The following is a 16,614-nucleotide window of genomic DNA, read 5'->3' as shown; positions in this document are numbered from 1 at the left end:
TGCGTTCGTGCTGCTCGTCGTCCTGGAGTTGATCGGTCTCGCGGTCTTCGCCGCCTCCGGAGCGGTGGCCGCGGTCCGCGCTCGCCTCGACGTGTTCGGCGTGATCATCCTGGCGCTCACCACGGCGCTGGGCGGCGGCATCATCCGCGACGTGCTGCTCGGCGTGCACCCGCCGACGAGCCTGCGGAACTGGCCGTACCTGCTGGTCGCGGGTGGTACGGGCCTGATCGTCTTCTGGTTCCACCCGCACGTCGCCAAGCTCCGCCGCAGCGTGCTGCTGCTCGACGCCGTGGGCCTCGGCCTGTTCGTCACGTCCGGCACCTCGACGGCGTTGGCTCTTGGCGCGACCCCTTACGCGGCGTGCCTCATCGGCATGACGACGGGGATCGGTGGTGGCGCGGTCCGTGACGTGCTCCTCCGTGAGATCCCTCTGGTCCTGAAGAGAGAGATCTACGCCGTGGCAGCGCTGTGCGGCGCGGTCGTCGTGGCGCTGGGCGAATGGGCAGGGCTGCCGAAGGGCCTGGTCTCGCTGACCGGTGCGTCGCTGATCATCACCATCAGGCTGATCGCGCTCTGGCGGAAGTGGAACGCGCCCGTCGCCAGGGGCCTGGAGGGCTAGCCGGGAAACTAACGCAGTACTCACACCTGCAGTTAGGGCCCTTCTCAGGCACTTCTCAGATCCCTCGGCAAGACTGCCCCCATGCGCATCCTCGTTGTCGATGACGATCGGGCGGTCCGGGAGTCACTCCGCCGCTCGCTGCAGTTCAACGGCTACCAGGTCGAGACTGCCGGAGACGGCATGCAGGCCCTGGAGTCGGTGACCGCCGCCAGGCCGGACGCGATGGTGCTCGACGTGATGATGCCCCGCCTCGACGGCCTCGAGGTGTGCCGCAGGCTGCGCAGCACCGGTGACGACCTGCCGATCCTCGTGCTGACCGCACGCGACGCCGTGAGCGACCGGGTGTCCGGGCTGGACGCCGGCGCCGACGACTACCTGCCCAAGCCGTTCGCGCTGGAGGAGTTGCTGGCCCGGTTGCGCGCGCTGCTGCGCAGGGCCGCCCACGACGACGACGCGGCCAAGCAGTCCGCCGCCGTGCTGAAGTTCGCCGACCTGGAGCTGGACCCGTCCACCAGGGACGTCCGCCGCGGCGAGCGTCCGATCAGTCTCACCCGCACCGAGTTCGCGCTGCTCGAGCTCCTGCTGGCGCACCCGCGCCAGGTGCTCACCCGCAGCCGCATCCTGGAGGACGTGTGGGGATACGACTTCCCGACATCGGGCAACGCTCTCGAGGTCTACGTGGGATACCTGCGCCGCAAGACGGAGCTGGAGGGCGAGCCGAGGCTGATCCACACGGTGCGCGGGGTGGGCTACGTCCTGCGGGAGACCCCTCCGTGATCGTTGAACCACAGGGACGTCTGCAACGGGCGTCGTTGCGGGCGCGCGTCACCTGGCTCGCGGCCTTCTGCGTCGCCGGAGCAGTCGCGCTGGTGTCTCTCGGTGCGTACATGGTCGTCCGCAAGAGCACGTACGACGCCCTCGACGACGGCCTGCGCCAGCGGGCCGCCACGGTGGCGAACGGCACGAAGGTCACCACGCCGGACGAGGTCGCGAACTACCCGGCGGCGTTCCTCGCGGCGGGCGACGTGAAGATGGGCGTGCTGCTGGCGGACCCCGGGAAGATCATCTACCCGAAGGACTCCACCCCGCCGCCCAGCGTCCAGGAGGCCTGGGACGTCGCGGACGGCGACCGGCCCGAGGTCATCTGGACCGACCACAAGACCGAGACGCGGGTCATCGCCGTCGCGTACCAGCCGGGCCAGGCGATCATCATCGCCCAGTCGATGGTGCCGCAGCGGACGACGCTCGCGAAGCTCAGCGTGGTCCTGCTGCTGATCGGCGGCGCCGGCGTGCTGCTCGCGGCCATCGCGGGCACGGCCGTGGCACGTACGAGTCTGCGGCCCGTGCAGCGGCTCACCGAAGCCACCGAACGCGTCACGAACACGGGTGACCTGACCCCGATCCCGGTCGCGGGCGACGACGAGCTGGCGCGGCTGACGCACAGCTTCAACGCGATGCTCGGCGCCGTCGCCGAGTCCCAGGAACGGCAACGCCGCCTGGTCGCCGACGCGGGCCACGAGCTGCGCACGCCGCTGACGTCCATGCGCACGAACCTGGAGCTGCTGCTCGCCTCGGAACGCCCGGACGCCCCGACGTTGTCCCAGGAGGACAAGACGGAGATCCAGGCGGACGTGCGCGCCCAGATCGACGAGCTGACCACGCTCATCGGCGACCTGGTCGAACTGGCCCGCGAGGACGCGCCGCAGGTCATCCACGAACCGGTCGACCTGCACGAGGTGGTGGAGCGGTCGCTGGACCGCGCGCGCCGCCGCGCCTCGAACGTCACGTTCGACGTGCAGCTGCAACCGTGGACACTTCTGGGTGATTCCAGCGCCCTGGAACGCGCGGTGCTGAACCTGCTCGACAACGCGGTGAAGTTCAGTCCCGCGGGCTCGGCGGTGCGGCTGAACCTCCGTCAGATCGGCGACGGCAGCGCCGTGGTGGAGGTCGCGGACGCGGGTCCCGGCATCGCGGACGCCGATCTACCTCACGTTTTCGAGCGGTTCTACCGTTCGACCGAGGCGCGGACCCTGCCGGGTTCCGGTCTCGGACTCGCCATCGTCAAGCAGGTCGCGCAACGGCACGGCGGCACGGCCACGGCGGGCAGAGCCCCCGAGGGCGGGGCCCTGTTCACGTTGCGCCTACCCGGACGTCCGTAAGGTGGGCATGTGAGTCATCGCGTGAACGACGATTCTTCGTCGACCTGGGAGACGACCCCTCCCTCCGGAGACGGCCCCGAACCCACGTCGCGCTTCTCGACGTCCGGTTCGTCCGCTTCGTCGTACGAGGACCGCTCGTCGCGTTCCTCCGCCTACGAGGACGACCCGGCGCCCAGGTTCCACAAGAAGAAGCCGAAGAAGAAGCAGCCGTTCTGGAAAGAGCTGCTGGTCATCTTCAGCGTCGCGCTGCTGCTGACCGTCGTCATCCAGACGTTCGTCGCGCGCGTGTTCGTCATCCCATCGGCCTCGATGGAGACGACGCTGCACGGCTGCACGGGCTGCGTGAACGACAAGGTGCTGGTCGAGAAGATCACGTACCTGTTCAACGACCCGCGCCCCGGCGACGTCATCGTCTTCCGCGGCCCGCCGAACTGGACCGGTGGCAAGCAGCCCCCGAACTTCGTGGTCGGCACGCTGCAGGACCTCGGTTCGATGGTGAACCTCTCCGAGCCCAGCGGCACGGACTTCATCAAGCGCGTCATCGCCGTCGGCGGCCAGACCGTCGAGTGCTGCGACGAACAGGGCCGCGTCCTCGTCGACGGCAAGCCGCTGGACGAGCCGTACCTGAACTTCGGCGGCGGCCCCCGCCAGCAGGACTCGTTCGAGAAGGTCACCGTCCCCGCGGGCAAGCTGTGGGTGATGGGCGACAACCGCAACAACTCGTCGGACTCGCGCAAGCACGGCGACCCGACGCCCGCCGACGGCGCGATCCCGATCGACAACGTCGTGGGCAAGGCCCGCGTGATCGTGATCCCCGTCGGGCGCTGGGGTTCGATCTCCGACTACAACCCGCAGACCGGCGGGCAGTAGCGACAAGCACGCGAAAGGGGCGAGGTGCTCGGCACCTCGCCCCTTTTCCGTTCCTCGCTCTCAGCCCTTCGTCGACCCCAGCGTCAGTCCGCCCACGAACTGCCGCTGCAGCACGAAGAACACCACCAGCGTGGGCAGCGCGACCAGCAACGACCCCGCGGCGATCAGGTTGTTGTCGGTGAAGAACGTGCCCTTGAGGTTCTGCAGCGCCGAGGTGACCGGCATCTTGTCGCCGTCCTGGATCAGCACCAACGCCCACAGGAAGTCGTTGTAGATCCAGGTGAACTCCAGCGTCGCCAGCGCGGCGAGCACCGGCCGGCACAACGGCAGGGTCAGCTGCCAGTACTGCCGGAACACCGACGCCCCGTCGACCCTGGCGGCCTCGGTCAGCTCGTACGGGATGGTCTTCATGTAGTTCGACAGCACGAACGTGCAGAAGCCCATCTGGAACGCGATGTGGATCAGGATGACGCCGAGCGGTGAGTCGATCAGCGACTCGCTCTCCGACATCCACGCCGGCAGCTCGATCAGCCGGTACAGCCGCCACAGCGGCGTCACGATCACCTGCTGCGGCAACAGGTTGCCCGCGGTGAACAGCATCAGCAGCGCGATGTTGAACTTGAAGCTGAACCGCGACACCGCGAACGCCACCATCGAGCTGAGCAGCAGCGTGACGAGCAGGGCGGGCACGGTGATCAGGAACGTGTTCCAGTAGAAGTGCGGCAGGTCGCCGATCTCCCACGCCTTCGCGAAGTTCTCGAACGTCAGCGACTTCGCGATGGAGAAGTAGCCGTTGACCGACGTGTCGTCGTACGTCCGCAGCGACGCGTAGACCGCCCACAGCAGCGGAGCCAGCGTCATCAGGCACGTCAGGACCAGGAAGACGTGCAGCGCGATCCGCGCCGGCGTGACTGGCCTGGTCTTCTTCACCGGCACCGAAGGCCGTTCCAGCGTGGCCGTCACGTCCGGTTCTCCTTGCTGAACACCTGGTACAGGTACGGGATGATGACGCCGAGCGAGATCGTCAGCAGGATCACCGCTACCGCGGAACCGCGGCCGATGCGCGAGGCCTCACCGATGATGTTGTCGGTCACCAGCACCGACAGCAGCTCCAGACCGTTGCGCCCCTTGTTGATGACGTACACGATGTCGAACGCCCGCAGGGCCTCGATCACCGTCACCACGGCGACCACGATGTTCACCGGCTTCATCACCGGGAAGGTCACGCGGAAGAACGTCTGGGAGGCGGAGGCGCCGTCGAGCGACGCGGCTTCCTTCAACGCCGGGTCCACCGACTTCAGGCCCGCCAAGTACAACAGCATGATGTAGCCGGTGTGCCGCCACGCCGCCGCGACCATCACCGCGTAGAGGTTGATGTCCGAGTCGCCGATCCAGTCGACCGGTTTGTCGAGGCCCAGCACCGAGTTCAGCAGGCCGCCGTCCGGTGTGTAGATCAGCTGCCAGATGAACCCGACCAGCGCGAGCGACAGCACCATCGGCATGTACAGCGCGCTCTGGTAGATCCGGCTGAACCGGAGCTCGCGGTCCAGCAGCACGGCGAGCAGCAGACCCGCCGAGGTCGGCACGACCAGCAGGAACAGCAACCAGATCAGGTTGTGCTGCACCGCCGGCCAGAACCGCGGGTACTCGGTGAAGATCTCGACGTAGTTCCCGACACCGATCCACTCGATGTCCTCGAAGCCGCCGATGCCGTTCCACCTGCTGAACGACAACGCGACCGAGCCCAGCGTCGGGATCCACACGAACAGCAGGTGCACGAACGTGGGGATGCCGAGCATGAGCGCCAGCACGAGCTTGTCCGTGCCGGCGAGGGCCGTGGCACGCTTTCCACGCCGACGAGGCGGCGGCCCGCTGGGGGCCACCGCCTTCGGCTTCTCCTGCAACGCGGTCACTTGAAGATGTTCTTCGCCTGGTCAGCCATGCCCTTGAGCACGGAGTCGACGCTGTTCGGGTCCTTGATGAACGCGATGAGACCGTTGGTGGCGGCCTCGCTCGCGAAGCCCGGGTCGGTGTCGCGGTCGAGGAACTGCGTGATGTGCTTGGCGTTCTTGATGGTGTCCGCCACCTTCTTCTGCAGCGGGCTGTAGCTCGACTGGTCCGCCTTCTGGTTGGTCGCGACCGCGGTCGGGTCGGCCTTGAGGTAGGCGAGCTGCGGCTCGGCGGACGACAGGTACTCCAGCAGCTTCAGGCCGCCCTCGGAGTTGGACGGCTTCTTCGCCATCATGTACCCGTCGATCGGCGCCTCGACCGTGTCGATGCCGTGCGTGGGGTTGATCTCCGGGAACGGGAAGAAGTCCAGGTCCGCCTTGTCCGCGTCCGGGAACTGCTGGCCCACGAACGCGCCCAGCAGGTACATGCCGGACTTCTTCTGCTGCAACGACTGCGCGGCTTCCTGCCACTCGCGGCCGAGCGCGTTCTCCTGGTGGAACGGCAGCAGCCGCTTCCAGGTGTCGAACACGTCCTTGACGCGCTTGTCCTGCCAGTCTTCCTTGCCCGCCAGCAGGTCCACGTGGAACTGGTAGCCGTTGATGCGGAAGTTCAACTGGTCGAACGTGCCCATGGCCGGCCAGCCCTGCTTCTGCGCGAAGGCGATCGGGACCAGGCCGTCGGCCTTCATCTTCGTGGAGAGGGCGACGAGCTCGTCGAGCGTCTTCGGCACCGCGTAGCCGCGCTCCTGCCACAGGCTCTTGCGGTAGAACATGCCCCACGCGTACTGGGTGAACGGCACGAAGTACTGCTTGCCGTCCGTGCCCGTCGACGCCTGCTTGAGCGCGTCGGAGTAGTTGCCGCCGACCTTGCCCCAGAGGTCGCTGAGGTCGCCGGTGAGGCCCTGGTCGGCGAAGAACCGCATGCGGTAGCCGGCGAACCACGCGAGCACGTCGTCCGGCTTGCCCTGCAGGTAGTTGTTGATCTGCTCCTGGTACTGCTCGTGCTGCTTGGTGTTGATCGTGACGGACAGTCCGCCGGACTGGGCCTCGAAGGCCTTCACCGCCGCGGTGATCGCGTCCTTCGGCACCTGGTCGGACAGGTTGTTGCCGAAGGTGACGACCTTCGAGTCACCGCCCGTGCCCGAACCGCCGCCGCACGCGGACAGCAGCCCGCCGGTCGCGGCGACGCCGGCTCCGGCCAGCATCGCCCGCAGCATCGTTCGCCGACCGAAATGCGGTAACGGAGTGGAACCAGGCGTGTGCAGAACCATCATCGCTCCTACAGGTGACACTCGCTCGTGCGAACCGAACAGGACTCCAACAAAGTTGCGCACAATGTGGTCCCAGGCACACATCCTGTCAAGTCCCGTTACGGAGCTGTTAAACCGCAGCACAGCCACGTGTGCGGCGTTTCCCGGTACTTGTCCCGGTCGAAGGCCGAACAGACCCCAACGCGAAGTTGTGTTTGCTTGTGTTGACGTTGGGGGTTGTTGTCGGCCACGCTTGCGCCCGTGACGACATGGCCCACAGACCTGCCCGGCCTCGGCTGGGGGGCTGACTACAACCCCGAGCAGTGGCCCGAACACGTCTGGGCCGAGGACGTCGAGCTCATGCGCCGCGCCGGGGTGACCATGGTCAGCCTGGGCATCTTCAGCTGGGCGAAGATCGAGGTCAGCAAGGGCGAGTACCGGTTCGACTGGCTCGACCGCGTGATGGACCTGCTGCACGCCGGCGGCATCCGCGTGGACCTCGCGACCGCGACCGCCGCGCCCCCGCCGTGGCTCACCACCGAGTACCCCGAGATGCTGCCCGTCCGCGCGGACGGCGTGCGGCTCTCACACGGCTCTCGGCAGGCGTACTGCCCGTCGTCGCCCATCTACCGCGACCGCGCGACGGCGCTCGCGGCCGAGATGGCCTCGCACTACCGCGACCACCCCGCGCTGGCCGCGTGGCACGTCGGCAACGAGTACGCGTGCCACGTGAAGCGCTGCTACTGCGACACGTGCGCCGCGTCGTTCCGCGAGTGGCTGTCGAGCCGCTACACGCTCGACCAGCTCAACGACGCGTGGTCGACGGCGTTCTGGAGCCAGGGCTACACCGACTTCGCACAGGTCCTGCCCCCGCGCGTGACGCCGACGTTCGCGAACCCGGCGCACGTGCTGGACTACGACAGGTTCTCCGACGACGCGATCCTCGAGTTGTACAAGGCCGAGCGCGACGTGCTGCGCATGATCACGCCCGGCGTGCCGATCACCACGAACTTCATGGTCAACTGGACGTTCGGCGACCTCGACTACTGGAAGTGGGCCCGCGAGGTCGACTTCGTCTCGAACGACCACTACACCGAGGCCCAGTCGCCGGACCGGCACATCGAGCTCGCGATGTCCGCGGACCTCGTGCGCGGCCTCGCCGGCGGCAAGCCGTGGCTGCTGATGGAGAACTCGACGTCGGCGGTGAACTGGCAGCGGCGCAACATCGCCAAGCTGCCGGGGGAGCAGCGGCGGCACTCGTACCAGAACATCGCGCGCGGGGCCGACGGCACGTTGTTCTTCCAGTGGCGGCAGTCTCGCGGCGGCAGCGAGCGCTACCACTCGGCGATGGTCCCGCACGCCGGCACGGACACCAAGGTGTACCGCGAAGTCTGCGAGGTCGGCGCCGAGTACGCGAAGCTGGCCGAGGTCGTCGGTACCACCGTGGACGCGTCGGTGGCGATCCTGTTCGACTTCCAGTCCGGCTGGGCACTGCGCCAGGACGCCCACCCGACCAACGACTTCGACTACTGGCAGCACGTCCTCGGCTACTACAAGGCGCTCTGGCAGGCCGGTGTCACCGTCGACTTCGTGGCGCCGGGCACGAACCTCTCGAAGTACTCGCTGGTGGTCGTGCCGGCGTTCTACGCCGTGTCCGACGCGCACGCGGCCGTCATCGCGGACTACGTCGCGGGCGGCGGCCACGTCGTGGTCACCTACCTGTCCGGTGTCGCCGACCAGTACACGCGAGTGCGACTCGGCGGGTACCCCGGCGCGTTCCGGGACGTGCTGGGCGTCTGGTCCGAGGAGTTCCACCCCCTGCGGGAGAACGAGACGGTCTCGCTGACCGACGGCTCGACCGCCTCGCTGTGGACGGAGCACCTGCACACCCGCACCGCTGACACCGTTGTCTCCTATGCGGACGGGCCGTTGCCCGGCGTCGCGGCGGTGACGCGCAACGCGTTCGGCGGCGGTGTCGCCTGGTACGTGGCGTGCGATCTCGACGAGGCCGGTCTCGGCCGAACGGTGGAAAACGCGCTTTCCGGCGCGGGCGTCGCGGTGTCGCCTTCGCCGATCGAGCTCGTGCGGCGCAAGGGCGACGTATCGTTCCTCTTCGCCGTCAACCACACCGGCACCGACGTGCAGGTCGAGGCGTCCGGTGTCGACGTGTTGTCCGGCGCGCAGGTCTCCGGACGCCTCACCGTGCGAGCCGGGGACGTCGTCGTCCTCAGGGAAGAGGTGTGAGGTGCTGGCACGTCAGCGGCAAGCGGTAATCATCGAAGAGGTCCGTCGTACGGGTGCGGTGCGCGTCAGCGACCTCGTCGTGCGGCTCGGCGTCTCGGACATGACCGTGCGCCGCGACCTCGACGTGCTCGCCGCCCGCGGCCTGGTGGAGAAGGTCTACGGCGGCGCGACGTCCGTCGTCGGGCGCTCCACCGACGAGCCGGGGTTCGAGGCCAAGTCGGTGCGGCAGCTGCCCGAGAAGGAGGCGATCGCGGCCGCCGCCGCGGGCCTCGTGCGTCCCGGCACCGCCATCGGCCTGTCCGCCGGCACGACGACCTGGACGCTGGCCCGGTTCCTCGACGACATCCCGGACCTGACCGTCGTCACGAACTCGATCCGCGTCGCGGACGTGCTGCAGCAGAGCGGGCGCACCGACCGCACGGTCGTGCTGACCGGTGGCGTGCGCACGCCGTCCGACGCGCTGGTGGGCCCCGTGGCCGTGCAGGCGCTGCGGTCGCTGCACCTGGACGTGGTGTTCCTGGGCGTGCACGGCATGGCCGAGCGCTCCGGGTTCACGACCCCGAACCTCAACGAGAGTGAGACGGACCGCGCGCTCGTCGACGCGGCAGGCCGCGTCGTCGTCGTCGCGGACCACGAGAAGTGGGGCACGGTCGGCATTTCCACGATCGCGGACCTCGACGAGGCGCACGTCCTGGTGACGGACGAGGGTTTGCCGGACGACGCGCGGGCGATCCTCTCCGAACAGGTCGGCGAGTTGGTGTTGGCTCATGTTCCGGGAAGTGGCGAGGAGTTGGCGTGAGGCGTACCGCGGGAAAGCTGGCGGACGGCCGGGAGATCATCTACTTCGACGACAGCGCTGAGGCGCCACCGAGAGTTGCGGTGGACACCCGGGACCTTCCCGAGACGCAGCCGATGTCCGAAGTCCGGCTGGACCCGTTGACCCGCGAGTGGGTCGCCATGGCGGCTCATCGCCAGACGCGCACGTACAAGCCGCCGGCGGACCTCTGCCCGCTGTGCCCGTCGACACCGGGCCGGCCCACGGAGGTCCCCGAGGCCGACTACGACGTCGTGGTGTTCGAGAACAGGTTCCCCTCGCTGGCGCAGAACGTGCCGGACGTGCCGTCCACTGTGGATGGCGAGTCGCTGTTCGCGCGGGCGCCGGGCCGTGGGCGGTGTGAGGTCGTGTGCTTCACGTCGGACCACAACAAGTCGTTCGGCGAGCTCTCCGAGTCGCGCGTGCGCACCGTCGTGGACGCCTGGGCGGACCGCGTCGCCTACTTGTCAACGTTGCCAGGGGTCGAACAGGTCTTCCCGTTCGAGAACCGCGGCGAAGAGATCGGTGTGACGCTCTCGCACCCGCACGGCCAGATCTACGCCTATCCGTTCGTGACACCGCGCACCGAACGGATGCTCAACGCGGCTCTGGACTACTACGCGGAGCACGGGCGCCCGTTGTTCGGTGACGTGCTGGAAGCCGAGCTGCGCGCGGGCGCGCGCGTGATCGAGGAGTCCCCGCACTGGGTCGCCTTCGTGCCCGCCGCCGCCCGCTGGCCCGTCGAGGTCGTGCTGGCACCGCGGCGCCAGGTGCCCGACATCGCCACACTGTCCTCTGTGGAGCGCGACGACTTCGCGTCGCTCTACCTGAAGGTGCTGCACCGCCTGGACGCGCTCTACGACCGGCCGCTGCCCTACATCGCGGCCTGGCACCAGGCGCCGGTCAACGCGGGCCGCGACGAGATGTGGCTGCACCTGCAGGTCTTCTCCGTCCTCAGGACGAAGGACAAGCTCAAGTACCTCGCGGGCTCCGAGTCCGGTGAGGCCGTGTGGATCAACGACGTGACGCCCGAGCAGATCGCCGAGCGCCTCCGGGGAACACACAACTAGCTCCCAGGCTGGTCTAAGGGTTCTCTCAGGACGAGCCGACAGACTGTGTCCATGACCGAGAGCAACAAGCCAGCGCCGCAGCCGGAAGAGTCCCGCTCCGTGCCGACGAGCGCCGGTCAGACAGACTCCGGCGCACGGGAGCAGGGCCCGTCGCTGCCGGATCCCGGCCAGCCGGATCCTTTGCAGGGGGGATCCGGCCAGGCTGGGGCACACGACGCCCCTGCGGGCCTGGGCGACGTGCCCGCTTCCTACTCTTCGGCCCAGCCGCAGGTGCCCGCACCTGACGCGGGTCAGGCGCAGCTCGGCGGGTCCGGACCCGGCCAGCAGCTTCCACCCCCAGGGTCCGGCCAACCTCACCCGCTCGGCCTCGGTGCCACGACTGCGCAGTTCGGCGCGGAGCCGCACTCCGCCCCGTTCACCGGACCGCAGACGGGCCAGTACTACCTCCCGCCCGGCTACCCGCCGCCGCCCGTCCCGCCGCGCCCCAAGGGCCGCGGAAAGGTCGTGGCGGGCGTCGCGGCACTCGTGCTGCTCGTGGGCGGGCTCTCCGGTGGCCTCGGCGGCTACCTGGGCTACACCTTCGCGAACGAGTCGTCGTCCGTGAGCTCCCTCGACACACCCCGCCCGGCCTCCCAGACCAGCAACGCCCCGGCGGGCTCGGTCGAGGACGTGGCGAACAGGCTGCTGCCGTCCGTCGTCCAGATCCAGGTCGTGACCCGGTCCGGCGCCGGCGAGGGCTCCGGCTTCGTCATCTCCGGCAACGGCCAGATCGTGACGAACAACCACGTCATCGAGGGCGCAGCCTCCGGCGGTGAGATCAAAGTCGTGTTCCAGGACGGCAGGACCGCGTCCGCCAAGATCCTCGGCCGCGACCCGAGCTCCGACATCGCCGTCATCCAGGCCGACGGCGTCTCCGGCCTGCCGGTCGTGCAGCTCGGCAACTCCGGCGACATGAAGATCGGCCAGGGCGTCGTCGCGATCGGCTCGCCGTTCGAACTGTCCGGCACCGTCACCTCCGGCATCGTCAGCTCGGTCAACCGCCCGGTCTCGGCCGGCGGCGACGCCCGCAACTCGCAGGCGACCGTGCTGAACGCCATCCAGACCGACGCCGCGATCAACCCCGGCAACTCGGGCGGGCCGCTGGTGAACATGCAGGGCCAGGTCGTCGGCATCAACTCCGCGATCTACAGCCCGAACTCCGCGGGCGGCCAGGCCGGATCGGTCGGCATCGGCTTCGCGATCCCGATGGACCAGGCCCGCCGCACGATCGACGAGATCGTGAAGACCGGCAAGCCCAAGCAGACCGTGCTCGGCGTGAAGGTCGAGTCGACCGAGCAGGGCGCCCGCATCACCGAGACCACCTCCGGCGGTGCCGCGGAGAAGGCCGGGCTCAAGGCCGGCGACGTGATCACGAAGTTCGGTGACCGCCGCATCGACGAGTCGGACACGCTGGTGGCCGCCGTCCGGTCCAAGGCTCCCGGCGACAAGGTCACGATCACGCTGTCCGACAACAGGACGGTGGAAGCCACCCTCGACGGCGTCGAGGTGGGATAGGTCGGGGGACGCTCGGTGTCCGGCATCCGCCGCCCGCCGGAAACCGAGCGTGACGACCCCGGAGAGGCCCTTTCCTGTGCGCACCTGCCCCGCACACAGGAAGGGGCCTCTTCTTACGTCCTCGTGACAGATGGGGGCCGTGCGGGCGTTCGTGGCTTAGCGTGGTGACGTGGTGGAACGGGTCCTGGTCGTCGACGACGACACGACGGTGCGCGACGTGGTGCGCCGCTACCTCGAACACGCCGGGTACGAGGTCGAGCTCGCCGGTGACGGGGAGCAGGCGCTGCGGCTGATGGGGGCCAGTGAGCCGGACATCGTGGTGCTGGACCTGATGTTGCCGGGCATCGACGGTCTCGAGGTGTGCCGGCGGATCCGGGAGCGCGGGAGCACGCCCGTCGTCATGCTGACGGCGCTGGGCGAGGAAGAGGACCGCATCGCCGGGCTGCAGATCGGCGCGGACGACTACGTCACGAAGCCCTTCAGCCCGCGTGAGCTGGCGTTGCGCGTCTCGTCGGTGCTGCGGCGGGCGCACCGGGCCTACGAGCCTCGGGTGGTGCGGGACGGGAACCTCGTGCTGGACGTGGCCGCGCACACCGCGACGCTGGACGGTCGGCCGTTGCAGCTGACGACCCGCGAGTTCGACCTGCTGGCGTTCTTCATCGGCAACGCGGGCAAGGCGTTCGGGCGGGCTGAGCTGCTGGAGCGGGTGTGGGGCTGGCAGTTCGGCGACCAGTCGACCGTGACCGTCCACGTGCGACGGTTGCGGGAGAAGATCGAGGAAGACCCTGCGAAGCCCCGGCGGCTGAGCACGGTGTGGGGCGTCGGCTACAGGTACGACCCGTGTTCGATCGACTGAGCCGCGTCTCCCTCACCACCGCGATGACCGTCATGGTCATCGTGCCGGTGGTCGCGACCATCGCCGGCGTGCTGGTGGTCAGCGGGTTCATGTTCACGCCGATGCTCAACGCCACGCTCATGGCGTGCCTGGTCGTCGGGCTGGTCACCGTGCCGTTCTCGATCATGCTGGGCCGGGCGATCGCGCGGCGCACCATGTGGGAGCGCGAGGCCGAGTCGGCGCGGCGGCAGCTGGTCGCGTGGATCAGCCACGACCTGCGGACGCCGCTGGCCGGCATCCGGGCGATGACGGAGGCGCTGGAGGACGGGGTCGTCTCCGAGCCGGGCGAGGTCGCCGTCTACGCCAAGCAGATCGCTCTGGAGGCCGACCACCTCTCGAAGCTGGTGGACGACCTGTTCCAGCTCTCGCGGATCACCGCGGGCGCGTTGAACCTGCCGATGCACGACGTGGCCCTGGCCGACGTGGTCAGCGACGTGGTCGCCGCGTCCCGCCCGGTCGCCGCCCGCGAGGGAGTCGAGCTGCGCGCGGACGCCCGCGCGTGGCCGGTCGTGAAGGGCTCCGATCCGGAACTGATGCGTGTCGTGCGCAACCTTGTGTCCAACGCCATCCGCCACACACCGGAGGGCGGCACGGTGGCCGTCCAGGTCGATGTGGACGGACCCGAAGCGGTGGTGCGGGTGGACGACGCGTGCGGCGGCATACCCGATGACGTGCTGCCACAAGTCTTCGACGTGGGGTTCCGCGGCTCGTCGGCGCGCAATCCGTCCGGTGCCGGACTGGGCCTTTCCATCGCGCGAGGCCTCGTCGACGCGCACCACGGGCGAGTCGGCGTCCAGAACCACGGTCCTGGCTGCCGCTTCGAAGTCAGACTCCCGCTACGGTGATCGGTATGGAACGCAGCGCGCAGCGCCTTGGCCGCGCTTTGGTCGTGATCGTGGACGACCGGGTGGCGCACGGCGAGCAGGACGACAACTCCGGGCCTCTCGTCACCGAACTTCTGGAAGAAGTGGGCTTCATCGTCGACGGCACCGTCGCGGTCGAGGGTGAGGTGGTCGACATCCGGGCCGCTCTCAACACGGCCGTCATCGGTGGCGTCGACCTCGTGGTCACCGTAGGCGGCACAGGTGTGTCCCCGCGCGACGTCACTCCCGACGCCACGCAGGGCGTGCTCGACCGGCCGATCCACGGCATCGCGGAGGCCCTCAGGGCGTCCGGGCTGGCCGCGGGGGCGGTCGACGCGGGCATCTCGCGCGGCCTCGCCGGCGTCTCCGGCAGCACGCTCGTCGTGAACCTCGCGGGCTCGCGCTCCGCGGTCCGCGACGGCATGGCGACGCTGTCGGCCCTGGTCCCCTACGTGATCGAACAGCTGAGCGGTCTTGACGAAGAGTGAGTCGCCGAAGCCGGCCGACGACGACGCAGCGCGTCGTCGTCGGTTGGCCGAGGTGTTCGGCGACGTGCTCCCGGAGACGACGTCGGACGAGCGCGGCGGCGGGGGTTCCCCGGACGACCGCGAAGCCTGGTACCGGGAGAACAGGCCGCCGCATCACGGCGGTTGACGCGGGCGTGGCGGGTGCTGCCTTCGGGCGGCTCAGTCGGCTCAGTCAGCTCTGCGTCGGCTCAGTCAGCTATGCCGGTGTGGCTGAACGGCCTGGCAGGGTTGGTGGCGCGCTGACATCGCAGAACGTGGTTCGTCCTGGCGTTCGCCCGACCGGGCGTGCCTGCGGACGCGATCGCCCTTGGCGTCGAGTGCAACGTGCTCGGTCGAGCGCCCGGCGCGGTCTGATCGTTCTGGCGTGTGGGCTGTTCGACGCGGTGGTGGCGGTGCCGATTGGCGTTCGATCTGCCGGGCGTGACCGCAGACGCGATCCACCTCGGCATCGAGTGGACATGCTTGGCCGGTCGCCTCGTTGAGCGCTCGGGGCGGCTGACCGTTCTGACGTGCGGGCCGCTCGACGCGGTCGCGGCGATGCCGTTCGGGTCTGCCGCCTGCGCTCGACGCACGAATCGCGGTGACGCGTCGCGCTCAAAGGACTTCTAGGCCCTGGGAGCTTCAGCACACGTGCCGCCGAGCAAGCTCGCCGTGCAACCAGCCGCTGGGCCAGGACAAAGCGCGCGGGACCGCGGTCAGGCGGCGGGTGCGCGCTTCGTCTCGGCGGGGACGGGTGGAGATCAGATCGCGGGACCGCGGCGGTCCGGCGCCGTGTTCTGCACCGGGGTGGTCTGCTGCTGTGCGGCGAGCAGGTCGCGGATCTCGATCAGCAGCTCGACGTTCGTCGGCTCGGACGGGCCGGCCTCCTCGCCCCTCTTGCGGCGCTCCTGGATCTTCTGGATCGGCAGCACCAGGACGAAGTAGACGACAGCGGCCACGATCACGAAGTTGATCGCGGCGTTGATGACGTTGCTGAAGTCGAGGTACGTGTCCTCCTTGCCTGACCGGATGTAGAAGCCCAGGCCCTTCGTCTCGGTGCTGCCGAGCGAAGCGATGAGCGGCTTGATGAGGCTCGTGGTGAACGCGGTGACGATCGCGGTGAACGCCGTGCCGATGACCACGGCCACAGCCAGGTCGACGACGTTCCCGCGCATCAGAAAGTCTTTGAATCCCTTCAGCATCAGCGGAGAGTAACGGCTAATGCATGATCCAGTGACATCGCGGCCACGCGAGTTGCATTAAGTCTCGGCAACGTGAGCACGACGACTTGGCCGCGTGTCTCGCGCACCGCCGCGTTCTCCGCGAGCACCTCGCCGGACGACGACACCACGTCGACCCGGCTGCCCAGCCGCACCACGTCGGCGAGGCCCTGGTCAGCCACCCGGACGGCGACCGACGCCTGATCTTCCGAGGTGCTCGCGAGGTCGAAGTCCGTCAACGGGACGCCTGCGCGCGCCGGGGACGCCAGCGGTCTGCCCACCAGCTCGGCGGAGTCGGGAAAGGTCCCCGGTACGGGTGAGGCCAGCGAGACCAGCCGGAGGTCGGAGGCGGACAACGACACGCCTGCCGGCAGATCACGCGCCGCGACCACCGCCGGATGGCCCACGTCGGGCCAGAAGAACGTCGACAGGCCGGCCAGAGCCAGGCCCAGGGCCAGAAATCGGCGCCACGCAACGGAAGGGCGGCGGCGCGTCAGGGTGCGGACCCGGTCCAGGGCGGTGGTGGAAAGGTTCATGCCTCCGACCGTAGGGCGGTCGGAGGCGGGGTGGACGGGGCTGGACGCAAGTTGTGGACAACTCG

Annotated in this window: 17 protein-coding genes; 12 read left to right on the top strand and 5 right to left on the bottom strand. The window is 69.0% G+C overall.

What is annotated here, in order from left to right; translation table 11 throughout:
* Positions 1 to 7 precede the first annotated feature (7 nt).
* The 4 genes from ORI60_RS43705 to lepB all read left to right on the top strand — a co-directional run bounded on the left by ORI60_RS43705 (position 8) and on the right by lepB (position 3,648).
* Positions 8 to 619: a trimeric intracellular cation channel family protein gene (locus tag ORI60_RS43705; protein ID WP_266043884.1), complete on the top strand. Its 612-nt coding sequence runs from the start codon at positions 8 to 10 to the stop codon at positions 617 to 619.
* An 81-nt stretch (positions 620 to 700) separates the two neighbouring features.
* Entirely contained in the window at positions 701 to 1,396 is a 696-nt protein-coding gene (locus ORI60_RS43700; RefSeq protein ID WP_090065467.1) for a response regulator transcription factor, read from the top strand.
* Complete coding sequence (locus ORI60_RS43695) at positions 1,393 to 2,778, top strand: sensor histidine kinase (RefSeq protein WP_416234595.1); 1,386 nt, start codon at positions 1,393 to 1,395, stop codon at positions 2,776 to 2,778. Before ORI60_RS43700 ends, ORI60_RS43695 begins: the two co-directional genes overlap by 4 nt.
* A gap of 9 nt (positions 2,779 to 2,787) precedes the next feature.
* Complete coding sequence (gene lepB / locus ORI60_RS43690) at positions 2,788 to 3,648, top strand: signal peptidase I (RefSeq protein ID WP_266043883.1); 861 nt, start codon at positions 2,788 to 2,790, stop codon at positions 3,646 to 3,648.
* 60 nt (positions 3,649 to 3,708) lie between these two features.
* Here lepB and ORI60_RS43685 read toward each other — a convergent pair whose 3' ends face one another.
* From ORI60_RS43685 to ORI60_RS43675, 3 genes are read right to left on the bottom strand one after another with little or no spacing between them, the layout of a single operon-like run.
* A complete protein-coding gene (locus ORI60_RS43685) occupies positions 3,709 to 4,611 on the bottom strand; it encodes a carbohydrate ABC transporter permease (RefSeq protein ID WP_266043882.1) in 903 nt (300 codons plus the stop codon).
* On the bottom strand, positions 4,608 to 5,561 hold the full coding sequence (locus ORI60_RS43680) for a carbohydrate ABC transporter permease (RefSeq protein ID WP_266043881.1): 954 nt from the start codon (positions 5,559 to 5,561) through the stop codon (positions 4,608 to 4,610). Before ORI60_RS43680 ends, ORI60_RS43685 begins: the two co-directional genes overlap by 4 nt.
* Entirely contained in the window at positions 5,558 to 6,802 is a 1,245-nt protein-coding gene (locus tag ORI60_RS43675) for an ABC transporter substrate-binding protein (RefSeq protein WP_266043880.1), read from the bottom strand. Before ORI60_RS43675 ends, ORI60_RS43680 begins: the two co-directional genes overlap by 4 nt.
* Before the next feature lie 306 nt (positions 6,803 to 7,108).
* On the opposite strand from ORI60_RS43675, the gene ORI60_RS43670 reads away from it, so the two are divergent.
* The 8 genes from ORI60_RS43670 to ORI60_RS43635 all read left to right on the top strand — a co-directional run bounded on the left by ORI60_RS43670 (position 7,109) and on the right by ORI60_RS43635 (position 14,941).
* Positions 7,109 to 9,091, top strand: a complete 1,983-nt coding sequence (locus tag ORI60_RS43670; RefSeq protein ID WP_266043879.1) for a beta-galactosidase — start codon at positions 7,109 to 7,111, stop codon at positions 9,089 to 9,091.
* A gap of 1 nt (position 9,092) precedes the next feature.
* A complete protein-coding gene (locus ORI60_RS43665; protein WP_065914902.1) occupies positions 9,093 to 9,890 on the top strand; it encodes a DeoR/GlpR family DNA-binding transcription regulator in 798 nt (265 codons plus the stop codon).
* Positions 9,887 to 10,975 carry a galactose-1-phosphate uridylyltransferase gene (gene galT / locus ORI60_RS43660; protein WP_266043878.1) on the top strand — a complete coding sequence of 363 codons (1,089 nt, stop codon included), beginning with the start codon at positions 9,887 to 9,889 and terminating at the stop codon, positions 10,973 to 10,975. Before ORI60_RS43665 ends, galT begins: the two co-directional genes overlap by 4 nt.
* Positions 10,976 to 11,026: 51 nt before the next feature.
* The gene (locus ORI60_RS43655) at positions 11,027 to 12,529 is read left to right on the top strand and encodes a S1C family serine protease (RefSeq protein WP_266043877.1); all 1,503 of its coding nucleotides are present in this window, start codon (positions 11,027 to 11,029) and stop codon (positions 12,527 to 12,529) included.
* A gap of 169 nt (positions 12,530 to 12,698) precedes the next feature.
* Positions 12,699 to 13,385, top strand: coding sequence for a response regulator transcription factor (locus ORI60_RS43650; RefSeq protein ID WP_266043876.1), 687 nt, complete (start codon positions 12,699 to 12,701; stop codon positions 13,383 to 13,385).
* A gap of 23 nt (positions 13,386 to 13,408) precedes the next feature.
* The gene (locus tag ORI60_RS43645; RefSeq protein ID WP_266043909.1) at positions 13,409 to 14,269 is read left to right on the top strand and encodes a sensor histidine kinase; all 861 of its coding nucleotides are present in this window, start codon (positions 13,409 to 13,411) and stop codon (positions 14,267 to 14,269) included.
* 5 nt (positions 14,270 to 14,274) lie between these two features.
* On the top strand, positions 14,275 to 14,775 hold the full coding sequence (locus tag ORI60_RS43640) for a MogA/MoaB family molybdenum cofactor biosynthesis protein (protein WP_089909148.1): 501 nt from the start codon (positions 14,275 to 14,277) through the stop codon (positions 14,773 to 14,775).
* Positions 14,762 to 14,941, top strand: a complete 180-nt coding sequence (locus ORI60_RS43635; protein WP_266043875.1) for a hypothetical protein — start codon at positions 14,762 to 14,764, stop codon at positions 14,939 to 14,941. The genes ORI60_RS43640 and ORI60_RS43635 overlap by 14 nt, the downstream gene beginning before the upstream one ends.
* A gap of 613 nt (positions 14,942 to 15,554) precedes the next feature.
* On the opposite strand, the gene mscL is transcribed toward ORI60_RS43635, so the two are convergent.
* Together mscL and ORI60_RS43625 are read right to left on the bottom strand one after the other, a co-directional pair.
* Positions 15,555 to 15,995 carry a large-conductance mechanosensitive channel protein MscL gene (mscL, locus tag ORI60_RS43630; RefSeq protein WP_266043874.1) on the bottom strand — a complete coding sequence of 147 codons (441 nt, stop codon included), beginning with the start codon at positions 15,993 to 15,995 and terminating at the stop codon, positions 15,555 to 15,557.
* On the bottom strand, positions 15,995 to 16,549 hold the full coding sequence (locus ORI60_RS43625; RefSeq protein WP_266043873.1) for an SAF domain-containing protein: 555 nt from the start codon (positions 16,547 to 16,549) through the stop codon (positions 15,995 to 15,997). Before ORI60_RS43625 ends, mscL begins: the two co-directional genes overlap by 1 nt.
* Positions 16,550 to 16,614: the final 65 nt, after the last annotated feature.

Origin of the sequence: Lentzea sp. NEAU-D7 (assembly GCF_026242055.1) — a bacterium.
In the GTDB taxonomy this organism is placed as follows: Bacteria; Actinomycetota; Actinomycetes; order Mycobacteriales; family Pseudonocardiaceae; genus Lentzea.
The sequence above is the reverse complement of the archived record's forward strand: the minus strand, read 5'-3'. Positions and strand labels throughout refer to the sequence as shown.

Bases quoted from the DNA above. Each gene is read 5' to 3' on its own strand.
- ORI60_RS43640 (WP_089909148.1), top strand. From the start codon at position 14,275: ATGGAACGCAGCGCGCAGCGCCTTGGCCGCGCTTTGGTCGTGATCGTG.
- mscL (WP_266043874.1), bottom strand. From the start codon at position 15,995: ATGCTGAAGGGATTCAAAGACTTTCTGATGCGCGGGAACGTCGTCGAC.
- ORI60_RS43675 (WP_266043880.1), bottom strand. From the start codon at position 6,802: ATGCTGGCCGGAGCCGGCGTCGCCGCGACCGGCGGGCTGCTGTCCGCG.
- ORI60_RS43700 (WP_090065467.1), top strand. From the start codon at position 701: ATGCGCATCCTCGTTGTCGATGACGATCGGGCGGTCCGGGAGTCACTC.
- ORI60_RS43645 (WP_266043909.1), top strand. From the start codon at position 13,409: ATGACCGTCATGGTCATCGTGCCGGTGGTCGCGACCATCGCCGGCGTG.
- ORI60_RS43655 (WP_266043877.1), top strand. From the start codon at position 11,027: ATGACCGAGAGCAACAAGCCAGCGCCGCAGCCGGAAGAGTCCCGCTCC.
- ORI60_RS43625 (WP_266043873.1), bottom strand. From the start codon at position 16,549: ATGAACCTTTCCACCACCGCCCTGGACCGGGTCCGCACCCTGACGCGC.